This is a genomic window from Thioclava arctica, from assembly GCF_040892615.1.
In the GTDB taxonomy this organism is placed as follows: Bacteria; Pseudomonadota; Alphaproteobacteria; order Rhodobacterales; family Rhodobacteraceae; genus Thioclava; species Thioclava arctica.
The window spans coordinates 334,256-348,301 of sequence record NZ_JBFRYC010000003.1 but is presented as its reverse complement, the minus strand read 5'-3'; the positions used below and the strand labels follow the sequence as shown (position 1 = coordinate 348,301).

At 59.3% G+C, this 14,046-nt stretch carries 12 protein-coding genes; 10 read left to right on the top strand and 2 right to left on the bottom strand.

The features are described 5' to 3' along the window. Positions 1-19 precede the first annotated feature (19 nt). On the top strand, positions 20-1,033 hold the full coding sequence (locus AB4874_RS07290) for a glycosyltransferase (RefSeq protein ID WP_368391483.1): 1,014 nt from the start codon (positions 20-22) through the stop codon (positions 1,031-1,033). Positions 1,034-1,091: 58 nt separating this feature from the next. Continuing rightward, positions 1,092-2,144 (top strand): glycosyltransferase family 2 protein, encoded by a 1,053-nt coding sequence (locus tag AB4874_RS07285; protein WP_368391482.1) that lies wholly within the window; start codon positions 1,092-1,094, stop codon positions 2,142-2,144. 24 nt (positions 2,145-2,168) lie between these two features. Here the strand turns inward: AB4874_RS07285 and AB4874_RS07280 are convergent, their stop codons facing one another. Further along, a complete protein-coding gene (locus AB4874_RS07280; RefSeq protein ID WP_368391640.1) occupies positions 2,169-2,921 on the bottom strand; it encodes an ABC transporter permease in 753 nt (250 codons plus the stop codon). 308 nt (positions 2,922-3,229) lie between these two features. On the opposite strand from AB4874_RS07280, the gene AB4874_RS07275 reads away from it, so the two are divergent. The 8 genes from AB4874_RS07275 to AB4874_RS07240 all read left to right on the top strand — a co-directional run bounded on the left by AB4874_RS07275 (position 3,230) and on the right by AB4874_RS07240 (position 12,741). Next, positions 3,230-4,336, top strand: a complete 1,107-nt coding sequence (locus AB4874_RS07275; RefSeq protein ID WP_368391481.1) for a KpsE/RkpR family capsule polysaccharide export protein — start codon at positions 3,230-3,232, stop codon at positions 4,334-4,336. A 6-nt stretch (positions 4,337-4,342) separates the two neighbouring features. Further along, on the top strand, positions 4,343-5,002 hold the full coding sequence (locus tag AB4874_RS07270) for an ABC transporter ATP-binding protein (protein ID WP_368391480.1): 660 nt from the start codon (positions 4,343-4,345) through the stop codon (positions 5,000-5,002). A gap of 140 nt (positions 5,003-5,142) precedes the next feature. Further along, positions 5,143-7,902, top strand: a complete 2,760-nt coding sequence (locus AB4874_RS07265; protein ID WP_368391479.1) for a calcium-binding protein — start codon at positions 5,143-5,145, stop codon at positions 7,900-7,902. 174 nt (positions 7,903-8,076) lie between these two features. Further along, positions 8,077-8,499: an alternative ribosome rescue aminoacyl-tRNA hydrolase ArfB gene (gene arfB / locus AB4874_RS07260; protein ID WP_295534388.1), complete on the top strand. Its 423-nt coding sequence runs from the start codon at positions 8,077-8,079 to the stop codon at positions 8,497-8,499. Further along, positions 8,486-9,754, top strand: coding sequence for an aspartate aminotransferase family protein (locus AB4874_RS07255; RefSeq protein ID WP_368391478.1), 1,269 nt, complete (start codon positions 8,486-8,488; stop codon positions 9,752-9,754). Before arfB ends, AB4874_RS07255 begins: the two co-directional genes overlap by 14 nt. Next, complete coding sequence (locus tag AB4874_RS07250) at positions 9,754-10,728, top strand: phosphotransferase enzyme family protein (RefSeq protein ID WP_368391477.1); 975 nt, start codon at positions 9,754-9,756, stop codon at positions 10,726-10,728. The genes AB4874_RS07255 and AB4874_RS07250 overlap by 1 nt, the downstream gene beginning before the upstream one ends. 14 nt (positions 10,729-10,742) lie before the next feature. After that, positions 10,743-11,174, top strand: coding sequence for an NUDIX hydrolase (locus tag AB4874_RS07245; RefSeq protein ID WP_295534381.1), 432 nt, complete (start codon positions 10,743-10,745; stop codon positions 11,172-11,174). An 82-nt stretch (positions 11,175-11,256) separates the two neighbouring features. Continuing rightward, positions 11,257-12,741 (top strand): inorganic phosphate transporter, encoded by a 1,485-nt coding sequence (locus AB4874_RS07240; RefSeq protein ID WP_368391476.1) that lies wholly within the window; start codon positions 11,257-11,259, stop codon positions 12,739-12,741. On the opposite strand, the gene pncB is transcribed toward AB4874_RS07240, so the two are convergent. Continuing rightward, positions 12,738-14,045, bottom strand: coding sequence for a nicotinate phosphoribosyltransferase (pncB, locus tag AB4874_RS07235; protein ID WP_295534376.1), 1,308 nt, complete (start codon positions 14,043-14,045; stop codon positions 12,738-12,740). The two genes, AB4874_RS07240 and pncB, sit on opposite strands and share 4 nt — an antisense overlap. Position 14,046: the final 1 nt, after the last annotated feature.

The following is a 14,046-nucleotide window of genomic DNA, read 5'->3' as shown; positions in this document are numbered from 1 at the left end:
CAAGCGAAGGAATGGCTATTTGAACACAAGCGGCAACGCCAGCGCCGACGCAAGCGACAGCCAAGGTCGCCCGGCGAGCCGTTTGGTGGCCGTGGTCGTGACCTATAATCGGCTGCCTCAGCTCAAGGTGACCCTGTCGCGCCTGCTGCAAAGCGCGGCCGAAGATTTGCAGGCCGTCATCGTCTTTGACAATGCCTCAAATGATGACAGCGCGGCTTGGCTGGCAACGCAACACGACCCGCGACTTGTGGTGTCGCGCAGCGAAACCAATCTTGGCGGTGCCGGAGGGTTTGCGGGCGGCATGGCCTTGGCGCGGGATCGTTTTAATTCCGATTGGATGGTCGTGATGGACGATGATGCCCGCCCGGAACCGGGCGCGTTGAGTGCGTTTCACACCCGCGATTTGTCGCAATGGGATGCGCTCGCCGCAGCGGTCTATTTTCCCGATGGCCGGATATGTGAAATGAACCGCCCCTCGCGCAATCCGTTCTCAAACGGGCGCGCATTCTGGCGCACGCTGCTGCAGGGGCGCGACGGATTTCATGTAACGCCCGAGGCTTACGAGGGCACGGATTCCCTTAACATCGACGTCACGTCTTTTGTGGGCTTCTTTATCTCGCGCAAGGGTCTTGCCTTGGCCGGGCTGCCCGATCCCGGGCTGTTTCTATATGGCGATGACGGGCTGTATACGCTTGGGTTGTCGATGAAGGGCGGCCGGATCGCCTTTGCGCCTGACCTGCGTTTTGAGCATGATTGTTCAACATTTGCGAGCTCTCAACGCGGCCGTTTTCACCCGCTTTGGAAGGCCTATTATTACCATCGCAACCTGTTGCTGCTGTATCGGATGGCAGCGGGTTGGCTATTTTGGCCGGTGCTTTTGGTCATTGTGCCGAAGTGGCTGACCAAGGCACGCCACCACCAAGGCGAGCGGTTGCTGTTTCTGGCTTTGATTGGGCGCGCACTGCGCGACGGTCTTTTGCGACGCACCAATGTTGCACATAAAACGATTTTAGCTTGGGCGGAGAAGCGGTAAACAGGCTCTCAAATCCGTCAGGTTGCGCCTTATCTACGGGCACCAAAGGAGTTACGCCATGGCCAGCTGGTCAGTCTGTTCCACCGTCGCAGAACCGCCTGAACTGCTATGTGCCTTTGCCGCGCATTACCTCGCTTTGGGCGCTCAGGAGGTGCATCTGTTTCTCGATGCCCCCGACGACACGACCGTCGAGATGCTGTCAAAAATTGACGGCGTGCGGCTGACTCTTTGTACCGAGAAATATTGGCTTGAGACAAACGGCAAGCGCCCGCCAGGACATCTCATGCGCCAAATCAAAAATGCCAATCGCGGCTATGCGCAATGCACCACCGATTGGTTCTTTTTCTGCGATGCTGATGAATTTCTTGTCTCAAAAACGGAGGTCGCGCACGCGCTGTCCGAGGTGCCCGCAGAGATCGCGTTTTGCCGACCACAAATGGCCGAGCGGATCTTTGAGGCCGAACAGCCGCAGGTCGGTTTGTTCGATGGGCGGATCCGCAAAATGTTGCCACCCCATCCAGCTTTGATCCGCGAAATCTATGGAGACCTTGCTGAGATGACCACGCGCGGCTTGACCGGCCATGTCATCGGCAAGTCCTTCGTTCGCACTGGGCAGGCTGATCTGCGCATCCGTATCCACTTTCCTGTGCCGCGCGATGGTGCACAAGAAGAGGCAATGAGACGCGAGGGCTCGCTAAAGCCGGGGCCGTTTCTGCCTGAAAGCTGGTTGGTCCATTTCGACGGCATGACGTCGCTACACTGGCAGCTCAAACTGCTGCGCTTTTATCTCGATTATGCACCGCTTCTTGAGGCGGACAAGAAAGGCGTATTCACCAAACGCACAGCGGCACGGTCGCGCCAACTCAACGCGCTGTATGAAAGTCGCGGCGACAAGGCGGCGCTGAAGCGGCTGATCGGGCTCATCAAACTTGAGCCGGCCGTTCTTGCAAAATTGGCTGCGGCAGATGGGCTACTCGACTTGGACTGTGATCCCGCCACAGAAGCGCGCGCGCTCTTTGGGTCTGCGCTGACGCTCAGCGTCGCTGATTTTGACGCAACTTTGCGTGTCCGCTATGGGAAGCTGATCGAGGACTACCAGCTTCTCACCTGACGCCAAATCGTCTGGTGCGATCCGTCACGATGCCAAGATTTGACGATGATAGCGGCCAAGCAGCATGACGCCCAAAAACAGCAACACCAAGCTAACGCCAATCACATAGGGAACCGACACATAGTCGGCGTCATAGCCGGGATAAAACCCCATACGCATGATCCCCAGGATGTGCATCAGCGGATTATACCACAAGATATTTTGTGCAATTGCCGGCAGCGATTCATAGAGAAATATCACACCAGAGGCGAGGAAAAGTGGCCGGGATATGATCGACCAGACCTGATCCCACACCTGTATCAACCCCATCAGCGCACAATTCAAAGTGCCGATCGCCAAACCGAAAAACAGCGACAGCGCCATAGCTTCCACGATCGGTCTAAAGTCGAGCGTGATCGGGTCAGATTGCATGAACAGGATGACGCCCATGATCAGATAAGACACGAGAATCTGCGTCAAACTGTTGAGCAACAAGCGCGCCACTATCGCATCAACCCAAGTGACGACGGGGTAAGACAAAAGCGCCCCTGAGAACCGAAATGCGCGCGCGATCACGTTTGAGATCGTCTGATAAAAGACAAAAGGGACAAAGCCCGTGGCAAAGAACAAGATGAAGCTATTGCCAATCGGTGGCGAACGCACCAGCAAAGAAAAGCCGAGGCTCATCAGAAAAATAGACCCCAAAGGCTCAATAACTGCCCAGACGTAGCCACCGGGCGAACGCCCGTAGCGCGTTGACATTTCCCGCAGAATTAGGGCTGCAACGGTGCGCGACATGCGAAACCGTTGCGACAATCCGCGTCCGGGCAAAGCGGGCGGTCGGATAGGGGAAGAGGACAAAGAGAGTCGCCTTTGCATTGGTGGTCTCGAAACGTATTATGTTAGTCTTGGTAACAATTGCAAACTACGTTCTTGGGGTAAAAAATTTGACAGGCGATAACAATATCGGCGCAACGCCCGAGCACGAAGCGCCAGCGCCCGGTCCTCAAGGTCAGAAGCAGGCAGCCCGCGGACCACAAGGAAAGCCCGGCGGAAAACCCGCAGAAAAGGTTGTTAAGACTCGCCCTCTGGCAAAGGCGGCGCGGATGCGCAAACGCCACTGGGGCGTGCTGGCCAGCTTTGTCGCCATTGTTGTCGTGCCGCTTTTCCTCGTGGGATTCTATCTGTGGATCGTGGCGGATGATCGCTACGGCTCAACGACAGGGTTTTCGGTGCGCCAAGCCTCCGAACAAAGCTCGTCGGATATTCTGGGTGGATTGGCGAAATTTACCGGTGCCTCGTCCTCGCCCGATTCCGATGTGCTGTATCAGTTCATCCGTAGCCAGAACCTCGCCCTTGAGGTCGACAAAAAGCTCCATCTTCGGCAGTATTTTTCGGCCCATTGGAAAAGCGACCCGGTCTATGCGCTGTGGCCCAACGCTACCGCCGAAGATCTGCATTGGTATTGGGGGCGGGTCGTGCGCGTGACCTACAGTCAAGGCAGCGGCTTGCTGCAAGTAGACGTGCACACGTTTACCCCCGACATGGCGCAGAAAATCGCACAGCAAATTGTCGCTGAAAGCACGAAAATGGTGAACGGGCTGAACGATGTCGCCCGTGATGACGCCATTCGCTATGCTGACAACGACCTCGTGAAAGCACAAAAGCAGCTACGCGAAGCCCGCGAAAAATTGACGGAATTTCGCACGCGCACCCAGATTGTCGACCTGCAGGCCGACATTCAGGGCCGGATGGGCGTGACCAACAACCTTCAGCAACAGCTCGCCCAAGAGCTCGTCGCCCTTGATCAACTGGCCGCATCAACAAGCGAGGACGACCCGCGCGTCACCCAAGCCAAGCGCCGCATCCAAGCCATCCGCGAGCGCATCGCAACGGAACGCAAGAACCTCGCCACCACGGTCGTCCCGGGCACAGGCAAAGACTATCCAGCACTCATGTCCGAATTCGAAGGGCTGACGGTTGATCGGGAATTCGCAGAGCAAGTTTACCGAGCAGCCTTGACCGCGCGCGATTCCGCCTATGACAGCGCCCAACGACAGACCCGGTATCTGGCAACCTTCATCACACCAACCCTTGCGGATTCTCCTGAATACCCACAACGCAGCATGATTTTTGGCCTGGCTGCGCTGTTTTTGCTGCTCAGCTGGGGGATCGTTGTCTTGATCTATTATTCGATCCGCGATCGAGGTTGAGTTGGCATGATCCGGTTTGAGAACCTCTCAAAGGGCTTCTGGGTTGCTGGTGAATACAAGACAGTGATCGACAAACTCGACCTGACCTTGCCCACCGGAAAATCACTTGGACTTCTGGGGCGCAATGGTGCGGGAAAATCGACGCTGATCCAGATCATCGCGGGAATTTTGCCCCCTGATTCCGGGCGCGTCGTCTCGGACGGATCGATTTCCTGGCCGGTGGCCTTTGGTGGCTCCTTTCATCCAGCCCTGACAGGCGCGCAGAATGTGCGCTTTGTGGCGCGGATTTACGGCGTGGATACCGATAGCCTGATCGCGTTCGTCGAAGATTTTGCCGAACTGGGCAAACATTTCTACATGCCGGTACGCACCTATTCCTCGGGGATGAAGTCGCGTTTGACCTTTGGCACTTCGATGGGCATCCGGTTTGACACCTATCTGGTCGATGAAGTGACCGCCGTCGGGGATTCGCGCTTTCGCAATAAAAGCCGCCTCGTTTTCCGCGATCGGATGCAGGAAAGCAGCGCCATCATGGTGACACATAACATGCGTGAATTGCGGGATTTCTGCGATGCGGGAATCCTGCTTGATCGCGGCAAACTTTTCTATTTCGACGATCTCGACGAAGCCATCGAACAACACGAAGCCCTCATGCGCGAGAGGTAACACCGTGAAACTTAGCGTCTTTATCGCAATTTCCGCTCAAATTTGGAGCGTTATCCACAGTTTCGCCTGAATGCCCTCCCCAAAACCTCCCCAAACGAAGCCTAAACCTGTCTCGGGGTAAGAAACTGGGGTGAACGGGGATGTTGAGTCTCGAATTCCGATCACAGATCGGCGCGTCTTGGGGCGATTTGGCAGTTGATATTCGGTCCATGCAAGTTCTCGACACGACGCTTGGGCCGGTAGTTCTGGCGGTGAACGGTCCGGCTGGCGGGGTGCTAAGCTTTCGCTTGAACGAGGGTCTTGCGGAAGCGGATCTGATCGACAGCGTCACCTACAACACCTCGATGTCATATAGCGTCACGGGCGGTTCGCTCCTGCTGGAACCAGAGGGCGGCACGATGGTTGCGGTTCTGGGCTGCACCGCGCAGGACGGCACATTTGGCTTTTCGGTCAGCTCCGATGGTCAGATCGGAGCGTCGACGACGATTGGCTTGCCCGACTCCGCTAGTCTGACAGGCCCCGTTATGGCCGTCGCGCAGGATGGGTTCGTCTATACAATGAACGCCTCGGCGATGTTGCAATGTTTCGCGCCAAACGCGCAGAATGGGTATGTCGCAGGCACCTCGTATGCCGACACTGACGGTCTTTATCTGCAAAGCCCGGTTGCAATGACGACGGTGCGTGTTTCAGGGCAGGAATATCTGCTGACCCTTTCGGGCACCGAGCAGGGAGTCAGCGCATTCTGCATCGAAAATGATACCGGCGCGCTAAGCGCTGGCGGCTCTCTCGGCACAGCTTCAGGTCTGGGCTTGCTTGCAAATCCGACAGGCATGACCACGGTCGAGGTCGGCGGGCATTGCTACATCCTTGTCGCAAGCTCTGCCGATAATGGCGCGGGCGGCGCCTTGAGCGCGCTTGAGTTGCATGACGACGGGTCGCTGAGTGTGACGGATCATCTGATCGACACGCTGGACACCCGATTTGGCCGCACGCATAGCCTGACCAGCACACAGGTCGGGGATTGGACCTATGTGCTGGCTGGCGGCGGCGATGCTGGTCTCAGCCTGTTCACTCTTACCCCGCAAGGCCAACTGATCCATCTCGACAGCTTGGCCGACAGCCTGCAATCCGGGCTCGAAAATATTACGGCGCTCACAACGCTCGTTCGCGACGACGAACTGGATATCCTTGTCAGTTCGGACAAGTCGGCAGGGCTCAGCCGCCTTGCGGTCTCGCTCGCCGATCAAGGCGCAGTGCTTAGCACCGAAAGCGGGCTACTGAACGGGACCACCAAGGATGACATGCTGATCGCTGGCGCTGGCAATAGCGACCTTCGCGGAGGGGCTGGCGCCGACATTCTGCTCGACGGCGAAGGGCAAGATACGCTTAGCGGGGGCAGTGGAGCCGATCTGTTCGTGCTACGCGCTGACGAAAAACGCGATGTCATCACCGATTTCGATGCTGCGGTCGATCGCCTAGACCTTACTGCAATTCCAATGCTTTATGAGGCAAGCCGCCTGAGTGTTACAGAGAAATCCTGGGGCGCGGTCTTGTCCTTCCGCGGCGGAGAAGAGACCGAATTGCACAGCGCCAACGGCAAGACCTTGACCGCCGATCAGATTTTTGGCGCGATCAGCTGGAATGCCAACCGCCCCCCGATGGTCGCGGCGAGTGTGAGCCCTGACGACCCTGCCCCCGACGAACCCGCGCAAGACAACAGCCACACGTTCATTGGCGGCCCGGGCGGCGACAGCCTGTTTGGCACAGAAAGCAACGATACGCTTCGGGGGAATGACGGCAATGATAACCTGCATGGCAATGCTGGCGCGGACCTGATCGAAGGCAACGCCGGGGCCGATTTTATCGATGGCAGCGATGACAATGACTGGCTTGATGGCGGGATGCACAACGACACGCTGCTCGGTGGGCACGGCGTGGACACTCTTTATGGGTCGGATGGCGATGATCGCCTTGAAGGCCAAGATGGTGTTGACCTGCTCTATGGAGGTCTCGGCAATGATTGGATGCATGGCGGATCGCAAAACGACCTTTTGATGGGCGGCGACGGCAATGACTCTCTCTATGGCGCGTATGGCAATGATCGCCTTGAAGGTGAGGATGGGCGAGATGTTCTGGAGGGCGGCCAGAACAACGATTGGCTCGATGGCGGCGCAGATGATGATTGGCTGCTGGGCGGGAATATGCGCGACACGCTGTTCGGGGGGCTCGGAAACGACTCGCTCGAAGGTCAATACGGCAGCGATTATATCGACGGCGGCCTGGGCGATGATTGGATCCACGGTGGCGCTATGGGCGATACGATATTCGGCGGTGGTGGCAATGATACCGTCAATGGCGGTTCCGGTCCTGATCTTGTGTGGCTGGAAGACGGTGACGACCTGTTTCGCGGCTTTTCTCAAGGCGGCTGGCTAGGCCGCGACACGATTTGGGGCGGCGAGGGACAAGATACGATCTGGGCGAACTCGGGCAGCGATTTAGCCCATGGCGAGGGAGGCGATGATCTGATTTCTGGCGGTTTTGGCGGAGATTTTCTGTACGGCGACGCGGGGAATGACACGCTGTTTGGCGGGTTCAACAATGACGTCCTTTTCGGCGGCACCGGCGCAGATTGGCTTGAGGGAGGGCGGGGATTTGACCTTTTGACCGGGGGCGCTGATGCCGACATTTTTGCATTTGACTCCCTGTCCGGGCGCAATGAGATCACCGATTTTGAGCCGGGCGTAGATCATCTTCTGTTCGATACCATCGAAAAGAATTTCGCCGCACTCTCGGTCACCAATGCACCTCGGGGTGTTTGGCTGGAATGGGACGGAGGCGAAGTCCTTCTGCAGGGCGTCTGGGCCAATGGCATCAACGCAAGTGATGTCTACTTCAGCTAGAATTTGATCTGCGTGGCCGCCAAAGTGACTTGGATATCAGACCTTACCTGTGTCTCGACAATGACCGCCCGCTGATAGGCGGCACTGCCCCGTCTCCTGCACAGCCTCCCTCGGGATATTTATGCAAATGCAAAGGGGGCTTTCGTTTTCCTCTGCACGCGCTAGCTTGGCGGCATGTTGCGAATAAACGATCAAATCACCATCGAGGATTGGGAGCTTGTCGAGAGCTTTACCCGCGCCCAAGGGCCGGGTGGGCAGAATGTGAACAAGGTCTCAACCGCCGTCGAATTGCGCTTTGAGGCCGAGCGGTCGCCCAATCTTCCCCCCGCCGTCAAATCGCGCCTCAAACGTCTTGCGGGGCGCAAATGGACGCTGGAGGGCGCACTGCTGTTGCAGGTTCAAGACACGCGATCTCAGGCCCGCAACCGCGAGATCGCGCGTGAGCGGCTGGCCGAGTTGATCCGCAAAGCTTGCGAGCGGCCCAAGCGCCGGATCGCCACCAAGCCCACCAAAGGCAGTCAACGCCGCCGTCTCAAGGCGAAAACCATCCGCGGTGAGGTCAAGGCGATGCGCGGGAAGGTAGATGATGGAGAATGACCTGATCGCCCGGCGCGCCCGCTTGCTGGGCCCCAATGTGCCGACATTTTATGAGCAGCCCGTGCATATCACGCGCGGCGCGGGCGCCTATTTGTGGGGCGCAAACGGGCAGCGCTATCTCGACGCCTATAACAACGTCGCCCATGTCGGGCATTGCCACCCGCGCGTGGTGCGCGCAATTGCCGATCAGGCCGCGACGCTCAACACCCACACGCGCTATCTCCACGAGGGAATTCTCGATTACGGCGAAGCCTTGGTGGCGCGGCTGGATCACGGGTTGGATCAGCTGTTGATGACCTGCACCGGATCGGAGGCCAATGACGTGGCGCTACGCATGGCCCAAGCGGCGACCGGCAAGCGCGGCTTTATCGCCACCGACAACACCTATCACGGCAACACCACGGCGGTCGCGCATCTCTCCACCCGGCGTCCGCCAATCGGGGGCTGGCCCGATCACATCCGCCGGGTGCCCGCGCCCGACAGCCTTGCGCCGCTCGGGGGCAGCCTGGACGCGCAGCCGCAAGCCTTCGCCGCCAGTGTCGCGCAAGCCATCGCCGAGCTGGAGGCCTCAGGGCATGGCTTCGCCGGATTCATGCTCTGTCCGATTTTCGCCAATGAGGGGATGCCCGGCGTCGCCTCCGGTTTTCTCGATCCAACCGTCGCGGTGATCCGCGCGGCGGGTGGCTTGATTATCTCCGATGAGGTCCAGCCCGGTTTCGGACGCATCGGCAGCGATTTCTGGGGCCATGACTGGCTGGGGTTTGCGCCCGATGTGGTCACATTGGGTAAGCCGATGGGCAATGGTCACCCGGTGGCTGGCGTGGTCGCAAGGCCCGAAGTGATGGCCGCCTTCCGCGAGGCCTTTGGCTATTTCAACACCTTTGGCGGCAATCCGGTGTCCTGTGCTGCGGCAATGGCGGTGTTGCAGGTGATCGACGATGAAGGGCTACAACAAAACGCCGCCGAAATCGGGGCCTATCTGCTGCAGGGACTGCAAAGCCTTGATCACCCGCTGATTGCGGACACGCGCGGTCTTGGCCTGTTCGCCGCGATTGAACTGGCGCGCGAGGGGCAACCCGCCAGCCATGAGGCCGGGCAGATCGTCGAGGCAATGCGCAACCGCCATGTCCTGATGGGCCGCGTCGGCCGCGCCCAGCACATCCTGAAAATCCGCCCACCGTTGGTTTTTTCGCGCCAAGATGTCGATTTTCTGATCGACCAACTGAACGCCAGTTTCGCCGTGATCCCCGCATGATGTCCGAACGCAAAGCGATGGCGATGGCGCAAACCGCGCTGTTCACTTGGGGCCAAACGGCGACCCCACCCCGCCTTGTGAATATCCGCGAAAACATCGTCTTTGAGGCGCATTTGAAGGATGGCCGACACGTCGCGTTGCGCCTGCACCGCCCCGGTTATCAAGGCCGCGCGGGCATCGAGGCCGAGCTGCGCTGGTGCGAAGCGCTCAGCGCGCAGGGGCTGGCCGTGCCGCGCCCAATACGTGGTATCAACGGCCGGCTGACGGGGGGCGCGGGCAATCGCGTGGCCTCGTGCGTGCAGTGGCTTGACGGGGGGCCGATTGGTTCGGGGGATCAACCGCTTGGGCCTGACGCGGCGCAGGTCCACATGCAGGCCGAGGCGCTGGGCGCACTGATCGCACAGCTCCACAATGCCAGCGACGCCGCGCCGCCGAAAGACTTTGCGCGCCACGCTTGGGATGGCGAGGGTTTGCTGGGCGATCATCCGCAATGGGGCCGCTTTTGGGAGCATCCCGCCCTGAGCCCCACACAAGCGACACTGCTGCAAAAGGCGCGCGCGCAGGCCCGCGACCAACTAGCTGCGGCGCTTGATTTTGGCCCGATCCATGCCGATATCCTACGAGAGAACGTGCTGGCCACACATCACGGACTTGCGCTGATAGACTTTGACGATTGTGGGCCGGGATATCGCCTTTACGACTTGGCAACCGCCTTGGTGCAGGGGTGGGGCGACCCGCTTTGGGCCGCGCAAGCCGAGGGTTTGGTGGCCGGATATCGCAGTCGTCGCGCATTGGCCGATGATCAAGCAGGTTTACTGCCGCTTTTTGTGGCATTGCGGGCGTTCGCATCAGCTGGCTGGATCGTGAGCCGCGCAGCAGGTGACGACCCGCGACAAATCGCCTATATAGAGCGTGCATGCGTTCTCGCACAACATATGCTCGATGGAACACCACCTTGGCAATACAAAGTATAAAATGGGCCAAACAAATGGCCAAAGAGATCTTGGGCCACCGCCCCGCCTCCTTGCAGGTGGGCGCGCTGTGTACGCGGCTGCGCGATGGCAAGGTGCAGGTGATGCTGATCACCTCGCGCGATACCGGGCGCTGGGTCATGCCCAAGGGCTGGCCGATGCGGGGTCGCTCGCTTTCAGGGGCGGCGCGTCAAGAGGCCTGGGAGGAAGCGGGCGTAAAAGGGCACATCTCGTCTGACCCGATCGGCAGTTTTCGCTATGACAAACGCCTTGATGGCGGGCTGAGCGTGCCGACCGATGTTCTGGTCTATCACCTCCGGGTCGACAACACCTCCAAGACCTTTCCCGAACAACATCAGCGCAAGCGGCAATGGTTTTCGCTCAATCAGGCTGCCAAACGTGTCGATGAGGACGGCTTGCAGGATATTTTGCGCGCTCTGATCCGCTAAAGGCGGGCTTTCTCTTGTTTGGATGGGTCTAAACCGATAGGGCCTGCGCTGGATATGACACCAGCATGACAGGTTTGCGACAGTGAGCGACGAAGACAGAACGCCCCCCGTCAATCAGTGGAAAACGCTCGACAAAGATCTCAAACGGATCAGTCGGATCGAGGTAGGCGCGCAGACCGTTTCTCGCGGCTTGGTCGCGCCGGGCGTGGCGCTGGCCTTCATCGTGCTGGCCGGGCTTGCAGCGGCGCTGCTGATGGGCGGCCAATCGGGCCAGATTCTGGTCGTCGCAGCGGCGGCGATTGGGGCCTATATGGCGCTCAATATCGGGGCCAATGACGTGGCCAACAATATGGGCCCGGCCGTTGGCTCCAAGGCGATGACGCTGGGCATGGCCCTGATTTTGGCGGCGGTGTTTGAATCGCTGGGTGCGCTGGTTGCGGGCGGCGATGTCGTGAATACCGTGGCCAAAGGCATCATCGAGCCCAGCGCCCTGCCCGATTCCACGCATTTCGTCTGGGCGATGATGGCGGCACTTCTGGCCGCGGCCCTTTGGCTCAACCTTGCGACATGGTTTGGCGCGCCGGTTTCGACCACCCATTCCATCGTCGGCGGCGTTGTCGGCGCGGGCATCGTGGCGGCAGGCTTTGGCGCGGTCGACTGGGGCACGATGGGCATGATCGCGGCAAGCTGGGTGATCTCACCGGTAATGGGCGGGGTGATTGCGGCCCTGTTCCTTGCGATCATCAAATCCAAGGTCGTCTACGTCGATGACAAGATCGCCGCCGCACGCAAATGGGTGCCCATCCTGATCGGCATCATGGCCGGGGCCTTTGCCGCCTATCTGGCGCTCAAAGGGCTGAAGCACCTGTTCAAGATCTCCCTGCTGGAGGCAGTCCTGATTGGCCTCGCAACGGGCATCGCGTGCTGGCTGCTCACGATCCCGATGATCCGCCGCCAGTCTGAAGGCATGGAGAATCGCAAGAAATCGCTTAAATCGCTGTTCTCACTGCCCCTGATCGTGTCGGCGGCCTTGCTCAGCTTTGCCCATGGCGCCAATGACGTCGCTAATGCGGTGGGGCCGCTGGCGGCCATCGTGCACACGGTCGAGCAAGGCGATATCGCGTCGCAAGTCGGCATCCCGTTCTGGGTGATGGCCGTGGGGGCACTGGGAATTTCGGTCGGTCTGTTGCTTTTCGGGCCGAAACTGATCCGTCTGGTGGGCAATGAAATCACCAAACTCAACCCGATGCGCGCCTATTGCGTCGCCCTGTCCGCCGCGATCACGGTCATCGTGGCCTCGTGGCTGGGCTTGCCGGTCAGCTCGACCCATATCGCAGTCGGTGGCATCTTTGGCGTCGGCTTTTATCGCGAATGGCATTCCGAAAAACGCGCCCGCGATCTTGGCATCAGCAAAGGCAAACCCGTCCCTATTGAAGAGCGCAAACGCCGCCTTTTGGTGCGCCGCTCGCATATGCTGACGGTGGCGGCAGCCTGGATTATCACAGTGCCGGTCAGCGCAGGCCTATCCGCCCTGATCTATATCTTGCTGAACTGGCTGATCGCCTAAACGATCACATCCATCGCCTGCTGCGCACCAACTCCGAACACCCGTTTGTACCGCGCGATCTCATCGGCGGGCCCCATGGCCTTTTCGGGATTGTCCGACAGTTTGACCGTCGGGCGCCCATTGGCCGAGACTGCCTTGCACACAAGGCTGAACGGCGCGAGCCCATCATCGGGCACAAGGCCGCGAAAATCATTGGTCAGCAGGGTGCCCCAGCCAAAGCTGACCTTCACGCGGCCCAAGAACTGCGCGTGCAATTCGCGGATCTTGTTCACGTTCAGACCATCCGAAAAAATCACCAGCTTGTCGCGCGGATCTTCGCCGCGCGATTTCCACCACTCGATCGCAACCTCTGCACCCGCTGCCGGATCGCCTGAATCGATGCGAATCCCCGTCCAGCCCGCCAACCAGTCGGGCGCGCGATCAAGGAAGCCCTTGGTGCCATAAGTATCGGGCAGGATAATGCGCAGATTACCGTCATGCTCTTCGTGCCAATCCGCCAGCACCCGGTACGGAGCCTGCGCCAAGGCCGCATCGGTATCGGCGAGCGCGGCATAGACCATCGGCAGTTCATGCGCGTTGGTGCCCACCGCCTCGATGTCGCGCCGCATCGCAATCAGGCAATTCGAGGTGCCGGTAAACGCGCCCCCTTTGCCGCTATCGCCCAGCCCCTCAAGCATCGCGCGCACGCACCAATCCTGCCACAGGAACGAGTGGCGCCGCCGCGTGCCGAAATCCGCGATCTTGAGGCCCGGCAAATCGCGCAACGCCTCGATTTTCTCCCAAACCTTCGTCATCGCGCGCGCATAAAGCACCTGCAACTCAAACCGACCCATCCGGTTCAGCACCGCACGCCCGCGCAACTCCATCAAGATCGCCAGCGCCGGAATTTCCCACAGCATGACCTCATGCCATTTGCCTTCAAAGGTCAGCTCATACTGTCCGTCACGCTTTTCCAGATGATAGGGCGGCAGTTGGAACCCCTCGAACCACTCCATGAAATCGGGGCGGAACATCTGCCGCTTGCCGTAAAACGTGTTGCCGCGCAGCCATGTGCTTTCGCCCCGCGCCAGCGTCAACGAGCGCGCATAATCCAACTGCTCGCGCAACTCGCCCTCATCGACCAGATCGGCAAGACGCACCGATTTGCTGCGATTGATCAGCGAAAAGGTGACCTGCGTATCCGGATGGTTGCGAAAAATAGACTGACACATCAACAGCTTGTAGAAATCCGTATCGATCAGCGAGCGCACGATCGGGTCGATTTTCCATTTGTGATTGTAAACGCGGGTGGCGATATCGGCCATG

Excerpts from the sequence above, each read along its gene's own strand:
- AB4874_RS07285 (WP_368391482.1), top strand. The coding sequence starts at position 1,092 with ATGGCCAGCTGGTCAGTCTGTTCCACCGTCGCAGAACCGCCTGAACTG.
- AB4874_RS07280 (WP_368391640.1), bottom strand. The coding sequence starts at position 2,921 with ATGTCGCGCACCGTTGCAGCCCTAATTCTGCGGGAAATGTCAACGCGC.
- AB4874_RS07275 (WP_368391481.1), top strand. The coding sequence starts at position 3,230 with ATGCGCAAACGCCACTGGGGCGTGCTGGCCAGCTTTGTCGCCATTGTT.
- AB4874_RS07270 (WP_368391480.1), top strand. The coding sequence starts at position 4,343 with ATGATCCGGTTTGAGAACCTCTCAAAGGGCTTCTGGGTTGCTGGTGAA.
- AB4874_RS07265 (WP_368391479.1), top strand. The coding sequence starts at position 5,143 with ATGTTGAGTCTCGAATTCCGATCACAGATCGGCGCGTCTTGGGGCGAT.
- arfB (WP_295534388.1), top strand. The coding sequence starts at position 8,077 with ATGTTGCGAATAAACGATCAAATCACCATCGAGGATTGGGAGCTTGTC.
- AB4874_RS07255 (WP_368391478.1), top strand. The coding sequence starts at position 8,486 with ATGATGGAGAATGACCTGATCGCCCGGCGCGCCCGCTTGCTGGGCCCC.
- AB4874_RS07250 (WP_368391477.1), top strand. The coding sequence starts at position 9,754 with ATGTCCGAACGCAAAGCGATGGCGATGGCGCAAACCGCGCTGTTCACT.
- AB4874_RS07245 (WP_295534381.1), top strand. The coding sequence starts at position 10,743 with ATGGCCAAAGAGATCTTGGGCCACCGCCCCGCCTCCTTGCAGGTGGGC.
- pncB (WP_295534376.1), bottom strand. The coding sequence starts at position 14,045 with ATGGCCGATATCGCCACCCGCGTTTACAATCACAAATGGAAAATCGAC.